21 protein-coding genes are annotated in these 22587 nt (G+C 70.9%); 17 read left to right on the forward strand and 4 right to left on the reverse strand.

The window, feature by feature from the left end:
- Window position 1 precedes the first annotated feature (1 nt).
- The 4 genes from rimO (at window position 2) to PHA84_RS08450 (ending at window position 3137) form a co-directional block, all read left to right on the forward strand.
- Window positions 2–1522, forward strand: a complete 1521-nt coding sequence (rimO, locus tag PHA84_RS08435; protein ID WP_270887658.1) for a 30S ribosomal protein S12 methylthiotransferase RimO — start codon at window positions 2–4, stop codon at window positions 1520–1522.
- Window positions 1516–2199 carry a CDP-diacylglycerol--glycerol-3-phosphate 3-phosphatidyltransferase gene (gene pgsA / locus PHA84_RS08440; protein ID WP_333742248.1) on the forward strand — a complete coding sequence of 228 codons (684 nt, stop codon included), beginning with the start codon at window positions 1516–1518 and terminating at the stop codon, window positions 2197–2199. Before rimO ends, pgsA begins: the two co-directional genes overlap by 7 nt.
- Window positions 2196–2690 (forward strand): CinA family protein, encoded by a 495-nt coding sequence (locus PHA84_RS08445; protein WP_270887659.1) that lies wholly within the window; start codon window positions 2196–2198, stop codon window positions 2688–2690. The genes pgsA and PHA84_RS08445 overlap by 4 nt, the downstream gene beginning before the upstream one ends.
- A 147-nt stretch (window positions 2691–2837) precedes the next feature.
- On the forward strand, window positions 2838–3137 hold the full coding sequence (locus tag PHA84_RS08450; RefSeq protein WP_270887660.1) for a helix-turn-helix domain-containing protein: 300 nt from the start codon (window positions 2838–2840) through the stop codon (window positions 3135–3137).
- A 33-nt stretch (window positions 3138–3170) separates the two neighbouring features.
- On the opposite strand, the gene PHA84_RS08455 is transcribed toward PHA84_RS08450, so the two are convergent.
- Both PHA84_RS08455 and PHA84_RS08460 read right to left on the reverse strand, forming a co-directional pair.
- The gene (locus PHA84_RS08455) at window positions 3171–4037 is read right to left on the reverse strand and encodes a DNA-formamidopyrimidine glycosylase family protein (protein WP_270887661.1); all 867 of its coding nucleotides are present in this window, start codon (window positions 4035–4037) and stop codon (window positions 3171–3173) included.
- Between the two features lie 3 nt (window positions 4038–4040).
- Window positions 4041–8783, reverse strand: a complete 4743-nt coding sequence (locus tag PHA84_RS08460) for an ATP-dependent helicase (protein WP_270887662.1) — start codon at window positions 8781–8783, stop codon at window positions 4041–4043.
- Between the two features lie 105 nt (window positions 8784–8888).
- Here PHA84_RS08460 and PHA84_RS08465 point away from each other — a divergent pair, with 105 nt between their 5' ends.
- The 8 genes from PHA84_RS08465 to miaB all read left to right on the forward strand — a co-directional run bounded on the left by PHA84_RS08465 (window position 8889) and on the right by miaB (window position 16541).
- Entirely contained in the window at window positions 8889–9110 is a 222-nt protein-coding gene (locus tag PHA84_RS08465; protein WP_270887663.1) for a DUF3046 domain-containing protein, read from the forward strand.
- The gene (locus tag PHA84_RS08470; RefSeq protein WP_270887664.1) at window positions 9107–10141 is read left to right on the forward strand and encodes a nitronate monooxygenase; all 1035 of its coding nucleotides are present in this window, start codon (window positions 9107–9109) and stop codon (window positions 10139–10141) included. The genes PHA84_RS08465 and PHA84_RS08470 overlap by 4 nt, the downstream gene beginning before the upstream one ends.
- Before the next feature lie 70 nt (window positions 10142–10211).
- Window positions 10212–11141 (forward strand): ABC transporter ATP-binding protein, encoded by a 930-nt coding sequence (locus PHA84_RS08475; protein WP_270887665.1) that lies wholly within the window; start codon window positions 10212–10214, stop codon window positions 11139–11141.
- Window positions 11141–11986 (forward strand): ABC transporter permease, encoded by an 846-nt coding sequence (locus PHA84_RS08480; RefSeq protein ID WP_270887666.1) that lies wholly within the window; start codon window positions 11141–11143, stop codon window positions 11984–11986. Before PHA84_RS08475 ends, PHA84_RS08480 begins: the two co-directional genes overlap by 1 nt.
- Window positions 11983–12807 (forward strand): ABC transporter permease, encoded by an 825-nt coding sequence (locus PHA84_RS08485; RefSeq protein ID WP_270887667.1) that lies wholly within the window; start codon window positions 11983–11985, stop codon window positions 12805–12807. Before PHA84_RS08480 ends, PHA84_RS08485 begins: the two co-directional genes overlap by 4 nt.
- Before the next feature lie 325 nt (window positions 12808–13132).
- Window positions 13133–14194, forward strand: coding sequence for a recombinase RecA (gene recA / locus PHA84_RS08490; protein WP_270887668.1), 1062 nt, complete (start codon window positions 13133–13135; stop codon window positions 14192–14194).
- 117 nt (window positions 14195–14311) lie between these two features.
- Window positions 14312–14968 carry a regulatory protein RecX gene (locus PHA84_RS08495; RefSeq protein WP_270887669.1) on the forward strand — a complete coding sequence of 219 codons (657 nt, stop codon included), beginning with the start codon at window positions 14312–14314 and terminating at the stop codon, window positions 14966–14968.
- A gap of 28 nt (window positions 14969–14996) precedes the next feature.
- Window positions 14997–16541 (forward strand): tRNA (N6-isopentenyl adenosine(37)-C2)-methylthiotransferase MiaB, encoded by a 1545-nt coding sequence (miaB, locus tag PHA84_RS08500; RefSeq protein ID WP_270887670.1) that lies wholly within the window; start codon window positions 14997–14999, stop codon window positions 16539–16541.
- Window positions 16542–16642: 101 nt separating this feature from the next.
- On the opposite strand, the gene PHA84_RS08505 is transcribed toward miaB, so the two are convergent.
- Window positions 16643–16924, reverse strand: a complete 282-nt coding sequence (locus PHA84_RS08505) for a hypothetical protein (RefSeq protein WP_270887671.1) — start codon at window positions 16922–16924, stop codon at window positions 16643–16645.
- 167 nt (window positions 16925–17091) lie between these two features.
- Here PHA84_RS08505 and def point away from each other — a divergent pair, with 167 nt between their 5' ends.
- Genes def through dapF form a run of 3 tightly spaced genes read left to right on the forward strand, consistent with a single transcriptional unit; the run spans window position 17092 to window position 19478 of the window.
- Window positions 17092–17688 (forward strand): peptide deformylase, encoded by a 597-nt coding sequence (gene def, locus PHA84_RS08510; RefSeq protein WP_270887672.1) that lies wholly within the window; start codon window positions 17092–17094, stop codon window positions 17686–17688.
- A 4-nt stretch (window positions 17689–17692) separates the two neighbouring features.
- Window positions 17693–18625 (forward strand): tRNA (adenosine(37)-N6)-dimethylallyltransferase MiaA, encoded by a 933-nt coding sequence (miaA, locus tag PHA84_RS08515; RefSeq protein WP_270887673.1) that lies wholly within the window; start codon window positions 17693–17695, stop codon window positions 18623–18625.
- Window positions 18618–19478, forward strand: a complete 861-nt coding sequence (dapF, locus tag PHA84_RS08520; RefSeq protein WP_270887674.1) for a diaminopimelate epimerase — start codon at window positions 18618–18620, stop codon at window positions 19476–19478. The genes miaA and dapF overlap by 8 nt, the downstream gene beginning before the upstream one ends.
- Here the strand turns inward: dapF and PHA84_RS08525 are convergent.
- Window positions 19462–20070: a class I SAM-dependent methyltransferase gene (locus tag PHA84_RS08525; protein WP_270887675.1), complete on the reverse strand. Its 609-nt coding sequence runs from the start codon at window positions 20068–20070 to the stop codon at window positions 19462–19464. The two genes, dapF and PHA84_RS08525, sit on opposite strands and share 17 nt — an antisense overlap.
- A 145-nt stretch (window positions 20071–20215) precedes the next feature.
- On the opposite strand from PHA84_RS08525, the gene hflX reads away from it, so the two are divergent.
- Together hflX and PHA84_RS08535 are read left to right on the forward strand one after the other, a co-directional pair.
- Window positions 20216–21667, forward strand: a complete 1452-nt coding sequence (gene hflX, locus PHA84_RS08530; RefSeq protein WP_270887676.1) for a GTPase HflX — start codon at window positions 20216–20218, stop codon at window positions 21665–21667.
- Window positions 21664–22548, forward strand: a complete 885-nt coding sequence (locus tag PHA84_RS08535; RefSeq protein WP_270887677.1) for an SDR family oxidoreductase — start codon at window positions 21664–21666, stop codon at window positions 22546–22548. Before hflX ends, PHA84_RS08535 begins: the two co-directional genes overlap by 4 nt.
- Window positions 22549–22587 lie beyond the last annotated feature (39 nt).

Genomic DNA, 22587 nt, shown 5'->3' on the forward strand with positions numbered 1-22587 from the left:
CATGAGCTCGACCGTGCAGCGCAGCGTGGCCCTGGTGACCTTGGGGTGCACCCGCAACGAGGTCGACTCGGAGGAGCTGGCCGGGCGGCTGGCCGCCGAGGGCTGGCTGCTCGTCGACGACGCCGACGACGCGGACGTGGCGGTCGTCAACACCTGCGGGTTCGTGGAGCAGGCGAAGAAGGACTCGATCGACGTCCTCCTCGAGGCCTCCGCCCGCAAGGGATCGGGCCGAACCCAGAAGGTCGTCGCCGTGGGCTGCCTGGCCGAACGGTACGGCGAACAGCTCGCAGCCGAGCTGCCCGAGGCGGACGCGGTCCTCGGGTTCGACTCGTACGCAGACATGTCGTCACACCTGCGTGCGGTGCTGGACGGGCACGCTCCGGCGTCCCACACGCCGGCCGACCGCCGCCGTCTGCTGCCGGTGTCGCCGGTGGAACGCCAGCACGGCGCACAGGCCGTGGCGCTGCCTGGCCACGGCTCGCTCGAGAGGTGGGCCTCGCAGGGCGGACCGGCTCCGCAGGGCGGACCGGTTCCGCAGGGACCAGCGTCCGGGCCTCGGGTGGTGCGGGCGAGGCTGGACGACCGGCCTTGGGCGCCCCTGAAGCTGGCCAGCGGCTGTGACCGTCGCTGCGCCTTCTGCGCCATCCCGAGGTTTCGAGGGTCCTTCGTCTCGCGCCGTCCGCACGACATCCTCGCCGAGGCCCGCTGGCTCGGCGAGCGCGGCGTACGCGAGCTCTTCCTGGTCAGCGAGAACTCCACCTCGTACGGCAAGGACCTCGGGGATCTCGCCCTCTTGGAGAAGCTGCTGCCCGAGCTGACCGAGGTCCCGGGGGTCGAACGGGTGCGGGTGTCATACCTCCAGCCCGCCGAGATCCGGCCAGGGCTGCTGGACGCGATGGCGTCCGTGCCGGGGGTGGCGCCCTACTTCGACATCTCGTTCCAGCACGCTTCCGCGCCGCTGCTGCGTTCCATGCGCCGTTTCGGCGGCCGGCAGGCGTTCCTCGGACTGCTCGACGAGGTCCGGTCCAGAGCTCCGCTGGCCGGCATCCGCAGCAACGTCATCGTCGGCTTCCCGGGAGAGACGCAGGAGGACCTGGCCGAGCTCGAGGACTTCCTGGTCGCCGCGCGGCTCGACGTCGTGGGCGTCTTCGGCTACTCGGACGAGGACGGCACGGAGGCACAGGGGTATGGCGGCAAGCTGCCTGCCGACGTCGTCGCAGAACGCACCTCCAGGATCACCGACCTGGTGGAGGAGCTGAACCTGCAGCGCGCCGAGGAGCGCGTCGGCGAGATCGTGGAGGTCCTGGTCGAGGAGCTACCCGCGGAAGGTCTCGCGAGTGCCCTGGGTGAGGACGGCTCCGACGAGGCGCGGGTCGTCGGTAGAGCAGCCCACCAGGGGCCGGACGTGGACGGCGTGACGTTCCTCGACCCCGCGGACTGGCCGGACCTCGCGGTGGGCGGCCTCGTACGTGCGACGGTGGTGGCGACGGAGGGCATCGACCTCGTGGCTGCTCCGTGCTGAGCGAGTCCGCACCGGCTCCCGACCCCGCCGCGACCCCCGTCGCTGAGCCGGCCCCGAGCCCCTGGAACGTCGCCAACGCCCTCACCGTCGCGCGCATCCTCCTGGTGCCCGTCTACGGCTGGCTGCTGCTGGCCCAGCAGGGGGAGCAGGCGCAGCTGCGATGGTGGGCCGCCGGCGTGTTCGCCGTGGCCACGGCCACCGACCGCGTCGACGGTGAGCTGGCCCGTCGCCGCGGTCTCATCACGAACTTCGGCAAGATCGCGGACCCCATCGCCGACAAGGCGCTCATGGGTATGGCGTTCGTCGGCCTGGCTGTCCTCGGCGAGATCCCGTGGTGGGTCACGCTGGTGGTGCTCGTCCGGGAGTGGGGGGTCACGGTGCTGCGGTTCTTCGTCATCCGTCATGGGGTCATGCCGGCAGGTCGCGGTGGCAAGGTGAAGACGACGCTGCAGTTCTTCGGTCTCCTGCTCTTCACCCTCCCGCTGTGGACGTTCCCGAGCCACGGCGCGTGGATGACCGGGGCATGGGTCGTGCTGCTGCTCGCGGTTCTCGTGACCGTCGTGACGGGCCTCGACATCGCCGTCAAGGGACTGCGCCTGCGCCAGACGAGCGAGCGGGCCGCAATGAAGCGCGCCGCCCGCGCGTCCCGCGCGGCGCGGGCGGGTCGCCCGGGGTGACGTCCGCCCAGGAGGTCGTGACCGCCCTGCAGGGGGCCTCGCTGACGGTAGCCACTGCCGAGTCCCTGACGGGTGGCCTGCTGTGCGCGGCGCTCACCGACGTCCCCGGCGCGTCGACGGTGGTCCGTGGTGCGGTCGTCGCCTACGCGACCGAGGTCAAGAGCTCGGTGCTGGGGGTCGACGCGCAGGTCCTGCGGTCAGGCGGCGCGGTGCAGGGCGTGGTGGCCACCCAGATGGCAACGGGCGCAGCACGTGCGTTGGGCTCGGACCTCGGTGTCGCCACCACGGGGGTTGCCGGCCCTGACCCGCAGGACGGCCAGCCGGTCGGGACCGTGTTCGTCGCCGTGTCTCTGGCCGGGCGGCGGGAGGTACGTCGCCTCCGGCTCGCCGGATCGCGGGCGCAGATCCGCTCAGCCACCGTGCAGGCGGCCCTAGGGCTCGTGGCAGAGGTGCTCGGTGTGCAGGAAGATCCCGAGCTGCCGGGTCGTTGACGTGTTCGTGCCGCGGGTTCTGGCAATCCTCCAAGCGCAGCGTCATGGGCTCGGGGTAACGTTGGCTTGGCTGCTGATGTCATCGGTTGCCGAAAGCCAGCGGTGGGCCCCGTACCGAGCATCAACGTGGAAGGTGAAGGAGGCGTCATGATCCTGCTCCGTCGTGAACTGGGTGACGTCCTCCGCGAGCAGCGTCAGGCCCAGGGCAGAACGCTGCGCGAGGTCTCTGCTGCCGCTGCGGTGTCCTTGGGCTACCTCAGCGAGGTCGAGCGTGGCGAGAAGGAGGCCTCCTCCGAGCTGCTCGCCTCCATCTGTGGTGCCCTACGGCTACCCCTGTCCGAGGTGCTGGGCCAGGTGTCGGAGCGGGTCGCGGAGACCGAGGCGCTGACGGCTCCCGTTGCGCTGCCGCTTCCCAAGTCCTCGATGGTGTCGGCCTCCGCTGCGTGAGGCCACCAGAGCGTCTCTGACGGCGACGGTCGTTCAGACGCGCCGGTAGGGGGTGCGGCGGCCCGTGCTCGACCCCAGTGGAGCCTGAGGGCGACCGTCGTCGCCGGGACCCAGCCCACCCTGGCAGCCGGGGCAGTAGAACATGGTCCGCTCCTGGCCCTCGGGGCCGATCATCGCCACGCGCACTGGCTGACCGCACCGTCGACATGGCCTGCCGGACCTGGCGTGGACGTATGTCTCCTCCCCGTGTCGGCGCAGCCCTGTGCTGGCCTGGACCGGGTGGTGTCGAGCGGCGTCGAGGAGCCGGTGGGCTCGGTCGACCACGCGCTCGAGCGTCCCGGGGTCGAGCTCGAAGGTAAAGGTCCAGGGGTTGAGGCGCTCCAGGAACAGGCACTCCGCACACCACAGCGTGCCCAGGCCGGCGAGGTTGCGCTGGTCGAGGAGAGCGGCGCCGATAGGGGTCTGCGTGCGCTGGAGGTTGGCCACCGCGCGGGGCGCGTCCCAGTCCGGCCCGAGCAGGTCTGGCCCCAGATGCCCCACGACATCCGCCTCGTGCGACGTCCGGAGCAGGTCCAACATCCCGAGCCGCAGTCCCAGGGCCAGCCAGGCGTCCGTGCCGAGCGCCGCCCGCAGGTCCCCCCGACGCAGCCACCGCGCCGCGGTGTCTGCGGGCTCCAGGCGCCACTGACCTTCCATCCGCAGGTGCGAGTGCAGAGTCGCGCCCGTGTCCAGCCGGTGCAGGATGTGCTTGCCGCGGCTGAGCACGTCCGTCGTAGTGGCCCCGCGCAGGTCTACCGTGGCGATCCCTGGGAAGCGGAGGTCGGACACCGTGAGCACCTGGCCCGCGAGGGCTTGGTGGAGCCGGCGAGCGGTCCGCCAGACGGTGTCGCCCTCAGGCACCGGTCACCGCCGCAGCCGAAGGCCGCGCGGCGTGGCGTGGAACCCTGCCTGCGCCAGGGCCGCCGCGAGGGGGTGACCAGAACCGAGCACGGCGTCGCCGTCCGCCTTCTCCACCGTCAGCCGCCCCAGAGCGCCCTCACGGACGGCCAGGGCCAAAGCGTCGGCGGCGCTCTGCAGAGCATCGGGCTCGTCGGTCCACGACAGGAGCGTCTTCCCTCCGCGCTCCACGTAGAGGACGAGCTCCCCGTCGACCAGGACCACCAGGGCGCCCGCCTTGCGACCCGGTTGGTGACCTCGCCGGGAGCCGCTGGAGGGGGCGTCGTCGCCGAGCTCGTCACCGGTGCGCACGGACGTGCGGTCGGGCCATGGCAACGCCGCGCCGTATGCGTTGGCCGGGTCCGTCGCGGCCAGCACCGTCGCCGGCACCGCCGCCGTGCGCCCGGTCGGGGCCCCCAGGAGCGGACGTACGCCCGCGCGCAGCCGGTCGACGGCCCCCGTGGTCGAGAACTGGGCTGCGCCCAGAGACTCCACGAAGTACCCCCGCCGAACCCGTCCTGACTCCTCGGCGGCGGCCAGGACGCGGTAGACGGCGGCGAAGCCCCCCGGAACGTCCTCTGCGACGACCGAGCCTCGGGTCACGACGCCGTATCGGTCGAGCAGGACCTCCGCAGTGGCGTATGCGCGGACCGTGGGGTCCGGGTCGGGTGGGGGAAGCAGCGACCACCGGCCGGCGCCTGTCGGTGGCCCCGAGCGCGCGGGCAGGGGGGAGCGGCTCCGCGGCCTGCGTCCGGACAACAGACCGAGCGACCCCGGCCCAGCACCGTACCGAGCGGACCGCGGTGCCGACCCACTGCGGCGGGGGGCTGTCCGCCCCCCCGCGAGCAGAGCGCGTAGCGGGGCGATGGTGTCGTTCGTGAGGCGGCCGCCCCACACCAAGGACCACAGGTCCGCCACGAGGCCCGGGTCGTCGGTAGCGCGGACGGCGTCGGACAGGGTGCGGAAGAAGTAGGCCCCACCACCCGACAGCGCCTCGACGATCGTGAGCTGCCGATCGGTGAGCTCGAGCTCGGGGGGGTGCGCCAGCGTGAGGGGCGCCGTGTCGGCGAGGTGGAGGGAGACCCACCCGTCGTCGCCGGGGAGGCCACCGTGTCCCTGCCAGAGCACCTCACCACTGCTCATGAGGTCGTCGAGCAGGGACGGGGTGTAGCCAGCTACCCGGGAGGGCAGGACCAGGGTCTCCAGTGCGCTGGCCGGCAGCACGGCGCCGCAGAGCTGCTCCACGGCACGAGTGAGCCCCTCCCGGCCCCGTAGGCCAGCACCGACGGACTGCCACTGGGGAAGGAACCTCGCCAGCTCCACCGCGGGCACGGGTTCGACCTCGGCCCGCAGAGCTGCCAGGGAGCGACGGCGCAGCAGGCGGAGGACCTCGGCGTCGCAGTAGTCGAGGCCGTGCGTGCCGCCGCCGTTCTCCGCCGGCAGGAGCTCGCCCTCCACGATGCGGCCGGATCCCACAAGTCGACGCAGAGCGTCGAGTGCTACGGCTGGTCCGACACCCCACCACGCGGCCACTGCCACCGCCGGGAAGGGGCCATGGGAGCGGGCATACCGTCGCACCAGGTCGCCCAGCGGGTCGGACACGGACTCCAGGAAGGCCTGTGGCACCCCGACCGGCAGGGAGACACCAAGCGCGTCCCTGAGTCGCCCGGCGTCCTCGATGGCCGACCACCGCTCCTGGCCGGCGAGACGGACGCGGATCAGCCGGCGGGCGCCCTCGAGATCGACCAGCCAGGACCCGACCTCCTGAAGGGACAGGCCTGCCTGGCAGCGCCGCTGGATCTCGGAGAGGGGCAGCGGGCCCAGCACGCGAAGCAGGTCGGCGACGTCCTCGGCGTCCCGGCAGGCACGCTCAGGCACCAGGCGCTGCAGCTCCGCCTCCGTCCGGCTCACCTGGGCCGGGTCGAGCAGGTCGCGCAACGACAGACCCTCTCCTCGGCCGAGCAGCTCGGCAAGCAGCGTCGGGTCCAGTGCCAGAGCGGCGGCCCGCTTCTCGGCCAAGGGAGAGTCACCCTCGTAGAGGAACTGAGCGACGTAGCCGAACATCAGGGAGCGCGCGAAGGGCGACGGCTGGCTCGACTCGACGTCGACCAGCGTGACGTCCCGCGACTCCACTGCGCGCATCAGCTCCGTGAGCCCCGGAACGTCGAAGACGTCCTGGACGCACTCGCGCACCGTCTCGAGCACGATCGGGAACGAGGCGTACTGGCTCGCCACCTCCAGCAGCTGTGCCGCCCGTTGCCGCTGCTGCCACAACGGCTGCCGGCGGTCCGGTCGGCGGCGGGGCAGCAGCAGGGCGCGGGAGGCGCACTCGCGGAACCGTGCGGCGAACAGCGCCGAGCCGCCGATCTCTGCCGTGACGAGGTCATGGACCTCGTTCGGGTCGAGGCGTACCAGCTCGAGGAGCTCGGCGCCCACCTGGCCGCCGTCGTCGAACTCCAGGTCGGGGAGCCGGAAGACGATGCCGTCGTCACCGTGCATAGCCTGTACGTCGACTCCGAACCGCTCGCGCATCCGTGCCGACACGCAGAGCGCCCAGGGGGCGTGCACCTGACCGCCGAAGGGTGAGTGCACCGCCACCCGCCAGTCACCGATCTCGTCGCGGAACCGTTCGACCACGATCGTCCGGTCGTCCGGAACGTGACGCGTGGCCTCCTGCTGCTCCGCCAGGTAGGCCAGGAGGTTGTCGGCGGCCCAGTCGTCGAGCCCGGCGTCGATGACCCGACGACGCGCCTTGGCCGGCGCAAGACCGACGATCTCCCGTACGAAGGCGCCGACAGCTCGCCCCAGCTCCGCCGGGCGTCCGAGCTGGTCCCCCTTCCAGAACGGCAGCTTGCCGGGCAGGCCGGGCGCGGGAGTCACGAGCACGCGGTCATGGGTGATGTCCTCGATGCGCCACGTGGAGGTCCCCAGCGTGAACAGGTCACCGACCCGCGACTCGTAGACCATCTCCTCGTCGAGCTCTCCGACGCGTCGACCGGTCCCCTCCGAGGACGCCAGGAACACCCCGTACAGCCCGCGGTCCGGGATGGTGCCTCCCGACGTCACCGCCAGCCGCTGGGCGCCCGGGCGTCCGCTCAGAACGCCGGCGACCCGGTCCCACACGATGCGTGGACGGAGCTCGGCGAACTCGTCGCTGGGGTAGCGGCCGGACAGCATGTCGAGCACAGCCTCGAGGATCGAACGCGGCAGTGAGGCGAAGGGGGTCGCCCGGCGTACGACCTTCTCCAGGTCGTCGACCGTCCAGTCGTCGAGGGCGCACATCGCGACCACCTGCTGCGCCAGCACGTCGACCGGGTTGGCGGGCACGCGCAGGGACTCGATCGCCCCTGATCTCATCCGCTCGACGACGACCGCCGTCTGGACCAGGTCACCACGGAACTTCGGGAAGAGCACGCCGCGGCTGACCGCACCGACCTGGTGCCCGGCGCGACCGACGCGCTGGAGCCCCGAGGCGACGGACGGCGGCGACTCCACCTGGACGACGAGGTCCACCGCTCCCATGTCGATGCCGAGCTCGAGGGAGCTCGTGGCCACCACCGCGGGCAACCGCCCGGCCTTCAGCTCCTCTTCGATGACCTGCCGCTGCTCCTTGCTCACCGAGCCATGGTGGGCTCGGGCCAGCACGGCAGGTGCGCCCTTGGATGCCCCCGCCTGGGCCATCATCTCCGCTGGCGTCCGTGACGTGTGGCCTGCCGTGACGGCGCTGCGGGCGCTGAGCGTGTCAGGCGCCTCCTGCTCTGCCGCCGCCTCGTCCAGCCGCTCCTGCCAGATCTCGTTGAGGCGCGTCGTCAGCCGCTCCGCCAGCCGGCGGGAGTTGGCGAAGACGAGGGTCGAGCGGTGCTCGGAGATGAGATCGACGATGCGTTCCTCGACGTGGGGCCAGATCGACGCGCGCCGCTCGGCGCCGGCAGCAGGCCCGGACAGATCCGTCTCCTGCACCTCGCCGAGGGCCGACATGTCCGGGATGGGTACGACGACGTCCAGGTCCCACTCCTTGGTGGACTGCGGCTGCACCACCTCGACCGGTCGGCCACCCGCGAGGAACCGGGCCACCTCCTTCACCGGCTGGACCGTGGCAGACAGTCCGATGCGCTGGGCGGGCGTGTCCAACATCGCGTCGAGCCGCTCGAGGGAGAGCGCGAGGTGCGCGCCCCGCTTCGTCCCCGCCACGGCGTGGACCTCGTCCAGGATCACTGTCTGAACGCCGGCAAGGGCCTCGCGAGCCTGCGAGGTGAGCAGCAGGAACAGCGACTCGGGGGTGGTGATGAGCACGTCGGTGGGGGTGCGCGCGAAGGCCCGCCGTTCCTGGGCCGGCGTGTCCCCAGACCGGACCGAGACCGTGATGCTCGGCGGGGGCACCCCCAGTCGCGTGGCGGCGTGACCGATGCCGACCAAGGGAGACCGCAGGTTGCGCTCCACGTCGACGGCGAGGGCCTTCATGGGGGAGATGTAGAGCACGCGGCAACGCCGCAGACGCTCCGCCGGCACCGGTTCGGTCGCGAGCCGGTCCAGGGCCCAGAGGAACGCCGACAGCGTCTTGCCGGATCCGGTGGGGGCGACCACGAGCGCATGGTGGCCGGAGCTGATGGCGTCCCACGCCCCGGCCTGCGCGGCGGTGGGCGAGCTGAAGGAGCCCCGGAACCACTCCGAGGTGGCGGGGGAGAAGCGGCTCAGCACGTCTACCGTCATGGTCCTGACAGCCTGCCACGTCGCACCGACAACGCCGCGTGACCGTCGTCCCGACGGTGACCACCGCCGTGCTGTGCGTCTCGCGCTGCTGCCTAGACTTCCAGGATGCGGCTGAGCAAGTTCTGGGAGCTGATGAACGACGAGTTCGGCGAGGCGTATGCGGGGTCGCTGGCACGACACCATGTGCTCGCCGCGCTGGGAGACCGGACGCCCGAGCAGGCGTTGGCGGCCGGGGAGAGCCCTCGCCGCGTCTGGCAGGCGCTGTGCGACGACATGGATGTGCCGGAGGCTCGGCGTCTCGGCGTGGAGCGGAAGCCCGCACGGTGAGCACGCTGGACTGGCGCAGCCACCCGCTGGTGCTGGCACCGATGGCGGGCGGGCCCAGCACCGTCCCGCTCGCGGCGGCGGCCGCGAGCGGGGGCATGTTCGCCTTCCTGGCCGGCGCCTACCTGGCTCCGCAGCAGCTGCGGGAGGACATCGAGGAGCTGCGGGCCCTGGTCCCGGTTCCGTTCGGCGTCAACATCTTCGCGCCGTCGGACGACCGTCCCTCGATGCGCTCGGAGGCCGAGGCGTACGGCAGTCTGCTCGCACCCTGGGCCGCGTCGGCCGGCGTCGAGCTGGGCGAGCCGCGTTACGACGACGACGCGTTCGGGGCCAAGCTCGACGTCCTCGTGGAGCTGGCCCCTGCCGTGGTGAGCTTCTCGTTCGCGTGGCCGCCCGCGGACGCAGTCGCCCGCCTACGGAGGGCCGGGGCCGAGGTCTGGGTGACCCTGAACGAGCCGGACGAGCTGGCGTGGGCCGTCGAGCTCGGCGTGGACGGCGTGGTACTGCAGGGCTGGGAGGCGGGCGGCCATCGCGGAGGCCCGCACGACTCCGGCCGTCAGCAGCCTTCCGTCGACGTGCTCGTGCGCGAGCTGTCGTCGGCGGCCCGGTCAGCCGAGCTCGGCGTCATGGCGGCCGGCGGGGTGATGACCGGAAGGGACGCCCGGCGCCTCCTCGACGCCGGCGCCGACGCTGTCGCGTTCGGGACGGCCTTCCTCCCCTCCTCCGAGGCGGGCACGGCCCCGGTTCACGTACACGAGCTGACCCAGGGCCGGGGCACCACCGTGACGCGGGCGTTCACCGGGCGCAGTGCGCGGGCGCTCGTGACGACCTGGACCCAGCGGTTCAGCGACGCGGCGCCGGCTGCGTACCCGCATGTCCACCACCTCACCGCACCGTTACGGGCGCATGGCAAGGCCACCGGCGAGGCGGAGCTCGTGCACCTGTGGGCGGGAACGGGACACGCGGCGGCGCGGACCCTGCCCGCGAGGCAGCTGGCCGAGCTGCTGTACGAGGAGCTGCGCGCCGACGGGTGACGGCTCGACGGCCCGGGTCCCGCGAAAAACCGGGTGGCCTTGTCGGCGGATGTCTGTAGCGTGACGAAACGTGTCCGAGGAGATCCTGCTGCACGCCAGAGGCCTGACCAAGACGTTCGGGGACTTCACGGCGGTGGACGGCATCGACTTCGCCGTGCGCAAGGGGGAGTGCTTCGGGTTCCTGGGGCCGAACGGCGCCGGCAAGTCGTCCACGATGCGCATGGTGGGCTGCGTGTCGCCGGTGACGCGGGGTGAGCTGAGGCTTTTCGGGCTCGACCCGGCTACCGACGGCCCGGCGATCCGGGCGCGGCTCGGAAGCTGCCCGCAGCGGGATACCCTCGACGAGGAGCTCACCGTCGAGGAGAACCTGTGGATCTACGGCCGGTACTTCGGCCTCTCACGCAAGGAGGCCCGCGCGCGAGCAGCCGAGCTGCTGGAGTTCGCGCAGCTCACGGAGCGCGCCCGTGACAAGGTGGAGCCGCTCTCCGGGGGCATGAAACGTCGGCTGACCATCGCGCGCTCGCTCATCAACTCCCCCGAGATCCTCCTCCTCGACGAGCCCACCACCGGCTTGGACCCCCAGGCCCGACATGTGCTGTGGGACAGGCTGTTCCGGCTGAAGCGGTCCGGGGTCACGCTCGTGCTGACGACCCACTACATGGACGAGGCCGAACAGCTGTTCGACCGGCTCGTGGTGATGGACCACGGCAGCATCGTGGCGCAGGGCTCTCCTCGCGAGCTCATCGGTGCGCACGCGACCCGCGAGGTCCTGGAGCTGCGGTTCGACGCCGAGGACCACAGTGAGCTCGCGCCGCTCGTCGAGGGCGTGGGCAAGCGCGTGGAGGTGCTGCCGGACCGGCTGCTGGTGTACGCCGACGACGGTGACGAGGCCTCAGCGCAGGTGCATGCCCGAGGCGTGGAGCCGCTGTCGTCGCTGGTGCGCCGCTCGACCCTCGAGGACGTCTTCCTGACCCTCACCGGCCGGACGCTGGTGGACTGATGACCACGACGAGCTCGGCTGCCTCGGTGCGCGGCGATGCCCGGGCAGCCCCGGGGCCGCGGCCCCCGCTGACTGGCCCTGAACGCGTACTCGCCGTGGTCGGGTACCACCTCGCGGTGTACCAGCGCACCTGGCGTGCGAGCATCACCAGCCGGGTCCTGTCGCCCGTGCTCTTCATGCTCTCGATGGGAGTGGGCCTCGGAGCCCTCGTCGACAGCCGAGCCGGGGGGATCGACGGCAGGCCGTACCTGCAGTTCGTCGTGCCCGGAATCGTGGCGGCCCAGACGATGTGGGTGGCCTGGAGCGAGTCGAGCTACCAGGTTCTCGGCTACCTCAAGTGGAACATGGCCTACCACGCGCAGCTCGCCACGCCGCTGGGTGTCCGAGACGTGCTGGCGGGACACTTCCTGACGATCGCCGGGCATCTGGGCGTGGCCACAGCGCTGTTCCTGGCGGTCTCCTCGCTCTTCGGCGGCTTCGCGTCCTGGTGGGCGGTGCTGTGCCTGCCGGTGGCGGTCCTCACTGGGCTGGCCTTCGTCACACCGATCTTCGCGTTCACTGCCACGCAGGAGGGGGACAACGGCTTCAACATCCTGTACCGCTGGATCATCACGCCCCTGATGCTGTTCTCGGGCACGTTCTTCCCCATCGCGCAGCTGCCCGGCTGGATGCAGCCGGTGGCCTGGGTGACGCCGTTGTGGCACGGGGTGCAGGCCTGCCGCGCGGTGGCCTACGGTATGCCACACGCGGGGCCTCTCGTGGCCCACCTCGCCGTTCTGGTGACCTACATCCTGGTCGGCTGGTGGCTGGCGGAGCGGTCCTTCACCCGGCGGCTGGTCTCATGAGCAGCACGCTGCGGGCGCCGGGCGCCCGACTGTCCCGGGCCCTGCCCATGCCGGCCGGCGCGGGGCTCGCTCGAATGCTCGTCGAGCGAAACGTCACCTCGTTCAGGCACGGCTGGATCGCCCTCGCCACGGGGTTCGCCGAGCCGGTGTTCTACCTGTTCTCCCTCGGAATCGGGATCGGTGCCCTCGTCCACAGCGTGCGGACGGACTCCGGCCTGGCGGTGACATACCCCCAGTTCGTGGCACCCGCCCTTCTCGCGGCGTCGGCGATGAACGGCGCGGTCTTCGACTCCACCTTCAACGTCTTCTTCAAGCTGAAGTACGCGCGGCTGTACGACGCCGTCCTTGCCACGCCCATGGGGCCACGCGACATCGCGGTGGGCGAGATCACCTGGTCGCTCATGCGCGGCGGCCTCTACTCAGCCGCCTTTCTCGTGGTCGCGCTCCTTGCGGGTGCGGTGCGGTCGTGGTGGGCGCTGCTGGCCCTGCCAGCCGCCGTGTTCATCGGCTTCGCCTTCGCCGCCGTGGGGATGTTCGCGACCACCTTCATGAGGTCCTGGGTGGACTTCGACTACGTCACACTCGCCATCCAGCCGATGTTCCTCTTCTCGGCGACGTTCTTCCCGCTGTCGACCTACCCAGGTGCGCTTCAGTGGTTGGTGCAGCTGACCCCGCTGTACCACGGGGTGGCTTTGGAGCGAGCGCTGATGCTGGGCGACACCGGGTGGGGAGTCCTCGGCCACGTGGGCTACCTGGTGGTGCTGGGGTCGGTCGGAGTGGTGGGTGCTGCGCGCCGGCTCGACAGCCTGCTGTTGTCCTGACTGTTGTTGGATGCGTGGTGTCGGTCCTGATGGAGCGGTGGCCGTGGCCCTGGCCCTGGCCCTGGCCCTGGAGCCGGCGTCGCGTGCCCTCTGTTGGCGTGCCGCGCCTGTCGGCGTGTCGGCGCGCGAGATCCGGACAGTCGAACAGACGTTCGGTAACCTGAGCACAGGTGGATCCCCGCCGTCTCGTCGTCCACAGGTCGCCCGGTGGTCTGCGCCGAGTGTCGGTGGCAACTCCTAGCGTCTGACCCAACAGCAGATGATCTGCCCGTGGGTCGAAGGCAGGCGCGCCCGACTCGATGCGAAAGAAGGAAGCGTGGCGAAAATGGCTGGAGCCAACGCAGCAGGCGTGGACCAGAAGGCAAAATCCCTCGATACCGTCATGGGGCAGATTGAGAAGTCGTTCGGCAAGGGCGCCGTGATGCGCCTTGGCGACGACGTCCGGCCGCCTATCGACGTCATTCCCACCGGGTCGATCGCGCTGGACGTCGCGCTCGGGATCGGCGGCCTGCCCCGGGGCCGGGTGGTCGAGATCTACGGCCCCGAGTCCTCGGGCAAGACCACTGTCGCCCTGCACGCCGTCGCCAACGCGCAGCGCGCAGGAGGCATCGCGGCGTTCATCGACGCCGAGCATGCGCTGGACCCCGAGTACGCGAAGAAGCTGGGCGTGGACACCGACGCCCTGCTCGTCAGCCAGCCGGACACCGGCGAGCAGGCGCTCGAGATCGCAGACATGCTGATCCGGTCCGGGGCGCTGGACATCATCGTCATAGATTCGGTGGCGGCCCTGGTGCCGCGAGCCGAGATCGAGGGCGAGATGGGCGACAGCCACGTCGGCCTGCAGGCCCGGCTGATGTCGCAGGCCCTGCGCAAGCTCACCGGTGCACTCAACAACACCGGCACCACGGCGATCTTCATCAACCAGCTCCGCGAGAAGATCGGCGTGATGTTCGGTTCGCCCGAGACGACGACCGGTGGCAAGGCGCTCAAGTTCTACGCCTCGGTGCGCCTGGACGTCCGGCGCATCGAGACGCTCAAGGACGGCAGCGAGCCGGTCGGTAACCGCACCAGGGTGAAGGTCGTCAAGAACAAGGTCTCCCCGCCGTTCAAACAGGCCGAGTTCGACATCCTTTACGGGCATGGCATCTCCCGCGAGGGTGGCCTCATCGACATGGGCGTGGAGCAGGGCTTCGTCCGCAAGGCCGGCGCCTGGTACACGTACGAGGGCGACCAGCTGGGGCAGGGCAAGGAGAACGCCCGGCAGTTCCTGAAGGACAACCCGGACCTGGGCAACGAGATCGAGAAGAAGATCAAGGAGAAGCTCGGCGTCGGGCCTCAGGTGGACAAGCCGGCCGAGCCCGGGACAGACGTCCCGGTCGAGTTCTGAGCCTCCGACTTCTGAGCCTTGACAAACTTCTGAGCCTCAACGGACGCAGAGCCGCAGCTCTCACACTCCGTCACCCAGCCCGTCATCAGTGGAGGCCGTCATGGGTCGAAGCCCGTCATGAACGACCGACACGCAGCAGCGAGAGCAGCCCTGGAGGCTGCTCTCGCTGCTGGCGACGCACCCAGCTCCACCTCGGGCGAGCCGCAGGTCACGCCGACCAGAGGCCGGTCTTCGGCGTGGCAGCCGATCCCCGGAGATCCTGAAGCGGATCCGACGACTCGCGGCGACCAGGCTGACCCGCACGACGTTGCGAGACAGATCGTCCTACGACAGCTCGCGTCGGCACCCAAGAGCCGCAAGCAGCTGCGCGACAAGCTGCGACAGCGTCACTGTCCGGACGACGTGGCGGAGGCTGTCCTCGACCGCATGACCGAGGTGGGACTCATCGACGACGAGGCCTACGCGGGAATGGTCGTGCGCTCCCAGCAGGCGGGGCGCGGTCTCGCAGCTCGAGCGCTGGCCCGCGAGCTGCGAGCGAAGGGCGTCGACGAGGAGCTGGCCAAGGCCACCCTCGACGCGATGGACCCCGAGCAGGAGCGGGAGCGCGCGGAGCAGCTCGTGACGAAGCGGCTCAAGACGATGCATGGCCTGGATCCGACGGTGCAGCGGCGCAGGCTCGCCGGGATGTTGGCCCGCAAGGGGTATGCCTCCGACCTGTCCATGACCGTGATCCGGGAGGCGCTGGCGCGGTCCCCGGAGCATCAGCGTGACTGAGATGCCACCCCGTACCCTTGTCCGTGCGATGAGTGCTTCCACTGCCTACAAGACCTACGACGTCCGGACCCACGGGTGCCAGATGAACGTCCACGACTCCGAGCGGCTCGCTGGGCTGCTGGAGAGCGTCGGGTACGTCGACGTGAACAGCCTGCCCTTGCCGGAGCGCCCCGAGGCCGCTGACGTCGTCGTCTTCAACACCTGCGCGGTGCGGGAGAACGCGGACAACAAGCTCTACGGCAACCTCGGCCAGCTGCGCCCCGCGAAGACCCGCAACCCGGACATGCAGATCGCCGTGGGCGGCTGTCTGGCCCAGAAGGACCGCGCCACGATCGTCGCCCGCGCGCCGTGGGTGGATGTCGTCTTCGGGACCAACAACCTCGGCAGCCTGCCGGCCCTGCTCGAGCGTGCACGGCACAACCGTGCGGCGGAGGTGGAGATCCTGGAGAGCCTGGAGGTCTTTCCCTCCACCCTGCCCACCCGACGCGACTCCGCCTATGCGGCGTGGGTGTCGATCTCGGTGGGATGCAACAACACCTGCACGTTCTGCATCGTGCCGAGCCTGCGCGGCAAGGAGGCGGACCGTCGACCGGGCGACGTTCTCGCCGAGATCGACGCGCTGGTGGCCCAGGGCGTGGTCGAGGTCACTCTGCTCGGGCAGAACGTCAATACCTACGGGGTGGAGTTCGGTGACCGGTTGGCGTTCAGCAAGCTGCTGCGGGCCTGCGGCGAGATCGAAGGTCTGGAGCGGGTGCGCTTCACGAGCCCCCATCCGGCTGCATTCACCGAGGACGTCATAGCAGCCATGGCGCAGACGCCGAACGTCATGCCCAGCCTGCACATGCCGCTGCAGTCGGGCTCGGACAAGGTGCTCAGGGACATGCGCCGCTCCTACCGCAGCGCGAAGTTCCTCGGAATCCTGGACCGTGTGCGCGCCCAGATCCCGGATGCCGCCATCACGACCGACATCATCGTCGGCTTCCCGGGGGAGACGGAGGCCGACTTCGAGGAGACGTTGCGGGTGGTGCGGGCGTCCCGGTTCTCCAGCGCCTTCACGTTCCAGTACTCGATCCGCCCTGGGACGCCTGCCGCCACGATGCCTGACCAGCTTCCCAAGGCCGTGGTGCAGGAACGGTACGACCGGCTTCTCGCCGTGCAGGAGGAGGTGTCCTGGGCAGAGAACCGCGCTCTGGAGGGACGCACCGTAGAGGTGCTGGTCTCCACGGGCGAGGGGCGCAAGGACCGCTCCACGCAGCGTCTTTCCGGACGTGCACGCGACAACCGGCTGGTGCACTTCGCCGTTCCGGAGGGCGTCACGGCGCCGCGACCGGGGGACGTCGTGACCGTCGATGTCACCTACGGTGCCCCGCACCACCTCGTCGCGGACTCCGCACTCCTGGGCGGCGGTTCATTCGCAGTTCGCCGCACGGCCGGCGGTGACGCCTGGCAGGCGCTTCAGGACGGTCCGGTGCCGGGCAAACCGCCGGTCGCACCGGGGAGGCCGAGCGTGTCACTGGGGATGCCGACTGTCGGCCGGCCGGCAGTGACGACTTCGGCTCCGCAATGCGGCTGAGCCGCATGGCTCCGCGGTGCGGCTGAGCCGCAGTGGCATGGCGTCGCCGGACGCGGTCGGCGACCCTGCCTAGCCGATAACGCCGGGCCAGGCCCTGCGGCTTACCCGTCGGACTCGCTGGTCTCGATGTCCATGTCGGTGGTCGAGCCGCTGTCGGGGTCGAAGCCGGAAGTGTCTGAGCCGGAAGTGTCCGAACCCGACGTGTGCGAGCCGGAAGTGTCCGAGCCTGAAGTGTCTGAGCCGGACGAGTCCGAGGTGCCCGACTGTCCGTCGAAGCCGGCGTCGCCCTGGCCTGCGACTCCTGCCTGTGACCCACCGCTGCCGGCCCCGGCCGCCTCCTCGGTACCTTCGCCTTGGTCGGGCAGGTCGGCCGGCTCGCTCATCGTGCGCTCCTCGCGTCGGTTGATGGTGGGGTCGCGGCACGAAGGCCGCCGGCTCCATGGTTCCCCAGAGCCGTGACGCCCGCCACCGCAGTCCGCCCAGCCGGCGCGGCCCGCGCGCCCCAGTGCCCCGCGTCTGCGTCTGCTGCCCGATCTGGGAGACTCGCGGCATGACGATCCGCCCCATCGTGATCACGGGCGAACCGGTGCTGCACCGCCGGGCTGAGCCGGTCGACGCCTTCGACGCGGCGCTCACCGAGCTCATCACCGACATGTACGAGACCATGGACGCGGCCCATGGGGTGGGTCTCGCCGCCCCGCAGATCGGCGTAGGGCTGCGGGTGTTCACCTGGCAGATGGACAACGAGGATGGCGTCCCTGCGCGCGGTGCCATCGTGAACCCGTACCTCAGCCCCGCCAAGGCACCCCTCGACGACCCCGACCCGCACGACGACGTGGAGGGCTGCCTCTCCGTGCCGGGGGAGAGCTTTCCGCTCAAGCGGGGCGAGCGGGCCGGCGTCACGGGCTTCGACGTATCGGGCCGCCAGCTCTCTTTCGAGGCGACCGGTTGGTTCGCCCGCTGCATGCAGCACGAGTACGACCACCTCAACGGCTTCCTCTACGTCGACAGGCTGAACGAGCGCTGGTCCAAGAAGGCTCGCAAGGCGATCAAGCAGCACGGCTGGGGAAAGCCCGGGCACAGCTGGATGCCCGGTGTGGACCCGGACCCCTTCGGTCACGACAGCCCGGACGAGCACGACCTGTGAGCCGATGCCGGGGCCTCTGACCATCGCCGTCGTCGGCGCCACAGCCACCGGAAAGTCCGACCTCGCGCTGGACCTGGCCGAAGCCTGCGGCGGTGAGGTCGTGAACGCAGACGCCAGCCAGCTGTACGCCGGGATGGACATCGGGACCGCCAAGCTGACCGAGAGCCGCCGACGGGGGATCCCGCATCACCAGCTCGACGTCATCTCGGTGACCGAGGAGGCGTCCGTCGCGGCGTACCAGCGTGCCGCACGCGCCGACCTCGACGGCATCCGCGAGCGCGGTCGGCACCCTGTCCTCGTCGGTGGGTCCGGGCTCTACGTCCGAGCCGCCCTCGATCGCCTGGAGATCCCCCCGACCGACCGGGCGGTCCGGGCGCGCCTCGAGTGGGAGGCGGCGAGGGTAGGGGCTGCCAACCTATACGCCCGCCTGCGGGAGGTGGACCCCGCCGCGGCCCGCCACATCGAGCCGAACAATGTCCGGCGGATCGTCAGGGCCCTGGAGGTCCTCGAGCTGACCGGCAGGCCCTTCTCCGCCACCATGCCCCGACGGGAGCTGCTGGTTCCGACGGTCCTCATCGGCCTGCGCGCTTCGCGGCCTGAGCTCGACGCGCGTATCGGGCGGCGGGTCGACGCCATGTGGCGGGACGGGCTCCTCGACGAGGTGTCCCGGCTCGAGGCGCACGGGCTTCGCCGTGGGCGGACCGCGCCCCGGGCGCTGGGCTACGCCCAGGCGCTGGCCCAGCTCGACGGACGCCTGACCGAGGACGAGGCCAAGGCGGAGACGGCCCGGCTGACCCGTCGTCTGGCCCGCAGACAGGAGTCCTGGTTCGGTGCCGACCCGCGCATCGTATGGCTCGACGCCGACGCTGCCGGCCTGAGCCGACGGGCTCTCGCCACGGTGGAGACAGCCATCAGGGACAATGACGGCCATGGCTGACCAGACCACCTTCACCAAGGGCCACGGGACCGAGAACGACTTCGTGCTCGTGCCCGACCTCGAGGGTGGCTCGCCGCTCACCGCGGCGCAGGCGGCGCTGCTCGCCGACCGGCATGCCGGTATCGGCGCCGACGGGGTGATCCGGGTGGTGCCCACGGCACTGGCGGGTGAGCCGGACGTGCTGTCTCAGGCGGGCGCCGCACGGTGGTTCATGGACTACCGGAACAACGACGGCGGCCTGGCCGAGATGTGTGGGAACGGGGCGCGCGTCTTCGCGGCGTACCTGCGGCGGGAGGGCCTGGAGACCGCGGACGAGTTCGCCATCGCGACGCGTGCCGGTACGAAGGTCGTGCGGTTCGAGGCCGCAGACCTGATCGCCGTGAATCTCGGTCCCTGGCGGCTGGCCCAGCCGCAGATCGCCGACGCCGAGGGTTTCGACGCCCTGGTGCATCTCGACGGGCACGAGCCGTTGTCCGCGCTGAGCCTCGATCTGGGCAACCCCCACACCGTGGTCGCGCTGCCCGAGTCGCTGGACGTCGACACCCTCGATCTCCACCGGGCCCCCATGGTCAACCCGAGGCCGGAGCGCGGGACCAATGTCGAGCTGGTCCGTCCCATCGGCCCGGGCCACCTGCGGATGCGGGTCCACGAGCGCGGGGTCGGAGAGACGCGGTCGTGCGGGACGGGTGCGGCCGCTGCGGCCCTGGCCACCCGGTTCTGGGCCGGAGGAGGGGACACGTGGACTGTCGACGTGCCCGGCGGCAGGCTCCGAGTGCGGGCGCTACCGGACCAGCAGGTGGAGCTTGCCGGTCCGGCGGTGCTTGTCGCCGACGGCGTCACGCCCCTCGTCTGACCTCGAGCACCCGAAAGCCCTTGTCCGAGGCGTAGCGGCGCACGGCATACCGCTGCGGGAGGTTCGAAGTGAGCCAGCGCTGGAGCGAGTCCGAGCCCAGGTTCTTCTGCACCACGAGGTAGGCGGCTCCTCCCACGGCCAAGCGCGGCAGCCAGCTCAGCATCAGGTCGTGCAGGACGGCCTTGCCCACGCGGATGGGCGGGTTGGACCAGATCGCGTCGAACTCGAGATCGGTGGGCACCTGGTGAGGCAGGACGGCGCGGACACCGTCGAGCCGGAGAGTGGCGGCGTTCCGGCGGACCAGGTCCACCGACCGCTCGTTGACGTCGACGGCGTAGACCAGGGCCTCCGGAGCCAGCAGCCCCAGGGTCAGCGCGATCGGCCCCCATCCGCAGCCGAGGTCCAGAAGACGACCCGAGGTAGAAGGCGGGGGAGCCGTACGCAGCAGCACGGCCGTGCCCTTGTCGAGGGCGTCCGGGCTGAAGACCCCCGCCGCGGTCTCGACGGTGACGTCGCGGTCGGCCAGCCTGACGCGCAGTGGGCGCACCTGACCGGGGGTGGCCGGCTGCGCGGTGAAGTAGTGCTCGCTCATCGGACGGGGTGCTCGCTCATCGGTGCCAACGCTACTGGCAGGGCCGGCACTGACCGACGCGGACGCGTGCTGGAGCCGACGTGTGAACCACCGGGGCATAAACCAGTCGGCAGACCGGTTGAAAGGATGAGATTCTTGAGGGGATATGACACAGAGATCACACATTTTCGACTCCAAGGCATCGGCGCTGGCGGACGAGGAACGGTTCCTCGAGGCCGTCGACCCGCAGAGCTACGACGGCGACCAGTACGACCGTGAGGACCGTGCCGCCCTGCGGCGGGTCGCGGGGCTGTCCACCGAGCTCGAGGACATCACCGAGGTCGAGTACCGCCAGCTGCGGCTGGAGCGCGTCGTGCTCGCCGCCGTGTGGACCGAGGGCACCAGCGAGGACGCCGACAACTCCCTGCGGGAGCTCGCCGCGCTCGCAGAGACGGCGGGCTCCACCGTGCTCGCCGGCCTCGTGCAGCGGCGGGCCAGACCCGACACGGGCACCTACCTCGGCTCCGGCAAGGCCCGGGAGCTGCGCGACATCGTCATCGCCGAGGGCGCGGACACCGTCATCTGCGACACCGAGCTGACGCCCAGCCAGCGGCGTGCCCTCGAGGACGTCGTCAAGGTGAAGGTCATCGACCGCACCGCCCTGATCCTCGACATCTTCGCCCAGCACGCGAAGTCGAAGGAGGGCAAGGCTCAGGTCGAGCTGGCTCAGCTCCAGTACCTCCTCCCACGCCTGCGCGGATGGGGTGAGTCGATGTCCCGACAGGCCGGTGGCCAGGCGGCCGGCGGCCAGGGCATGGGCTCGCGCGGTCCTGGTGAGACCAAGATCGAGCTCGACCGGCGCCGGATCAACCAGCGCATGGCCAAGCTGCGCCGGGAGATCAAGGAGATGAAGACGAGCCGCGACACGAAGCGGTCGGGACGCAAGGCGAACGACGTGCCGAGCGTCGCGATCGCGGGGTATACCAACGCCGGCAAGTCCTCGCTGCTCAACCGGCTGACCGGCGCGGGCGTCCTGGTCGAGAACCAGCTCTTCGCCACACTCGACCCGACGGTACGGCGGGCGGAGACCGAGGACGGCCGCCTCTATACGCTCGCGGACACGGTCGGGTTCGTGCGTCAGCTGCCCACCCAGCTCGTCGAGGCCTTCCGCTCGACCCTGGAGGAGGTCGCGGACGCAGACCTGCTGCTCCACGTCGTCGATGGGTCGCATCCCGACCCCGAGGGGCAGATCAGTGCCGTCCGGTCTGTGCTCGCCGACGTGGACGCCGCCGACGTCAAGGAGGTCATCGTCGTCAACAAGGCCGACGCGGCAGACCCCGAGGTGCTCGACAGGCTCCGTCGGCACGAGAAGCACTCGATCGTGGTCTCGGCGCGCACCGGTGTGGGGCTTCCCGAGCTGAGGGCGTTGATCGCCGAGGAGCTCCCGCGGCCCACGATCGACGTCGAGGTGCTGGTGCCCTACGACCGGGGTGACCTGGTCAGCCGCCTCCATGAGGAGGCCGAGGTGCTCGCGAGCCAGCACACCGAGAACGGCACGATGGTCAAGGCGCGGGTCCATGCGGACCTCGCCAGCGAGCTGGCCGCGTTCGCGGCATGACAACGGACGGCGCGGCCGCTGACGGCGTCACGACCAGCGCACGCGACGGCCGAGCGCTGGTCGGCGTGACCGGGGTGACCGGGCACGTGGGCGGGCTGGTCGCCGCGGAGCTCGCCGGGCGAGGGCTGCCACTGGTCCTGCTCGCCAGGCGCCCGGACGCAGCGCCGGTCATCGCCGGCGCGCCCGTGCGCCAGGTGGACTATGCCGACACCGCCGAGACCCGTGCCGCGCTGGCGGGGGTCGACACGCTCTTCATGGTGTCCGGCGCGGAAGCCGTCGACCGGGTGGACCACCACAAGGCGTTCGTCGATGCTGCAGTGTCGGCGGGCGTCGGACATGTCGTGTACACGTCGTTCCAGGGCGCCGCACCGGACTGCACGTTCACGCTCGGTCGTGACCACTGGGCGACCGAGGAGTACCTGCGCGCCTCGGGTCTCGACCACACCTTCCTGCGGGACAGCCTGTATGCCGACTTCCTACCGCTCATGGTGCAGGACGGAGAGCTACGTGGGCCCGCCGGCGAGGGCAGGGTCGCCGCAGTGGCTCGTGCCGACGTGGCGGCGGTGGCCGCAGCCGTGCTGAGCGACCCGGCCCGTCACGTCGGGGCCTCGTACGAGGTCACCGGCCCCGAGGCGCTGAGCCTTGCCGAGGTCGCCAGCCTGGTCAGCGAGGTGACCGGCATGCCTACGAGGTATGTGGACGAGAGCGTCCCCGAGGCGTACGCCTCGCGGGCGAGGTATGGCGCGCCGGACTGGCAGGTGGACGCCTGGGTCTCGACGTACACGGCTATCGCCGCAGGCGAGGTGGAAAGGGTCAGCGATGCCGTCCCGAGGCTGACCGGTCGCCCCGCCACCAGCCTGCGACAGCTGCTGACGGCCTGAGCCGCCAGGACCCGTCCGGCACTGAGCCATTGAGCAGGT

This window comes from Pedococcus sp. 5OH_020, assembly GCF_027812955.1.
In the GTDB taxonomy this organism is placed as follows: domain Bacteria; phylum Actinomycetota; class Actinomycetes; order Actinomycetales; family Dermatophilaceae; genus Pedococcus.

Bases quoted from the DNA above. Each gene is read 5' to 3' on its own strand.
- PHA84_RS08535 (WP_270887677.1), top strand. From the start codon at position 21,664: ATGACAACGGACGGCGCGGCCGCTGACGGCGTCACGACCAGCGCACGC.
- hflX (WP_270887676.1), top strand. From the start codon at position 20,216: ATGACACAGAGATCACACATTTTCGACTCCAAGGCATCGGCGCTGGCG.
- PHA84_RS08450 (WP_270887660.1), top strand. From the start codon at position 2,838: ATGATCCTGCTCCGTCGTGAACTGGGTGACGTCCTCCGCGAGCAGCGT.
- PHA84_RS08460 (WP_270887662.1), bottom strand. From the start codon at position 8,783: ATGACGGTAGACGTGCTGAGCCGCTTCTCCCCCGCCACCTCGGAGTGG.
- miaA (WP_270887673.1), top strand. From the start codon at position 17,693: ATGCCGGGGCCTCTGACCATCGCCGTCGTCGGCGCCACAGCCACCGGA.
- rimO (WP_270887658.1), top strand. From the start codon at position 2: ATGAGCTCGACCGTGCAGCGCAGCGTGGCCCTGGTGACCTTGGGGTGC.
- dapF (WP_270887674.1), top strand. From the start codon at position 18,618: ATGGCTGACCAGACCACCTTCACCAAGGGCCACGGGACCGAGAACGAC.
- PHA84_RS08525 (WP_270887675.1), bottom strand. From the start codon at position 20,070: ATGAGCGAGCACTACTTCACCGCGCAGCCGGCCACCCCCGGTCAGGTG.
- def (WP_270887672.1), top strand. From the start codon at position 17,092: ATGACGATCCGCCCCATCGTGATCACGGGCGAACCGGTGCTGCACCGC.
- PHA84_RS08505 (WP_270887671.1), bottom strand. From the start codon at position 16,924: ATGAGCGAGCCGGCCGACCTGCCCGACCAAGGCGAAGGTACCGAGGAG.
- recA (WP_270887668.1), top strand. From the start codon at position 13,133: ATGGCTGGAGCCAACGCAGCAGGCGTGGACCAGAAGGCAAAATCCCTC.
- PHA84_RS08495 (WP_270887669.1), top strand. From the start codon at position 14,312: ATGAACGACCGACACGCAGCAGCGAGAGCAGCCCTGGAGGCTGCTCTC.
- PHA84_RS08480 (WP_270887666.1), top strand. From the start codon at position 11,141: ATGACCACGACGAGCTCGGCTGCCTCGGTGCGCGGCGATGCCCGGGCA.
- miaB (WP_270887670.1), top strand. From the start codon at position 14,997: ATGAGTGCTTCCACTGCCTACAAGACCTACGACGTCCGGACCCACGGG.
- PHA84_RS08485 (WP_270887667.1), top strand. From the start codon at position 11,983: ATGAGCAGCACGCTGCGGGCGCCGGGCGCCCGACTGTCCCGGGCCCTG.
- PHA84_RS08465 (WP_270887663.1), top strand. From the start codon at position 8,889: ATGCGGCTGAGCAAGTTCTGGGAGCTGATGAACGACGAGTTCGGCGAG.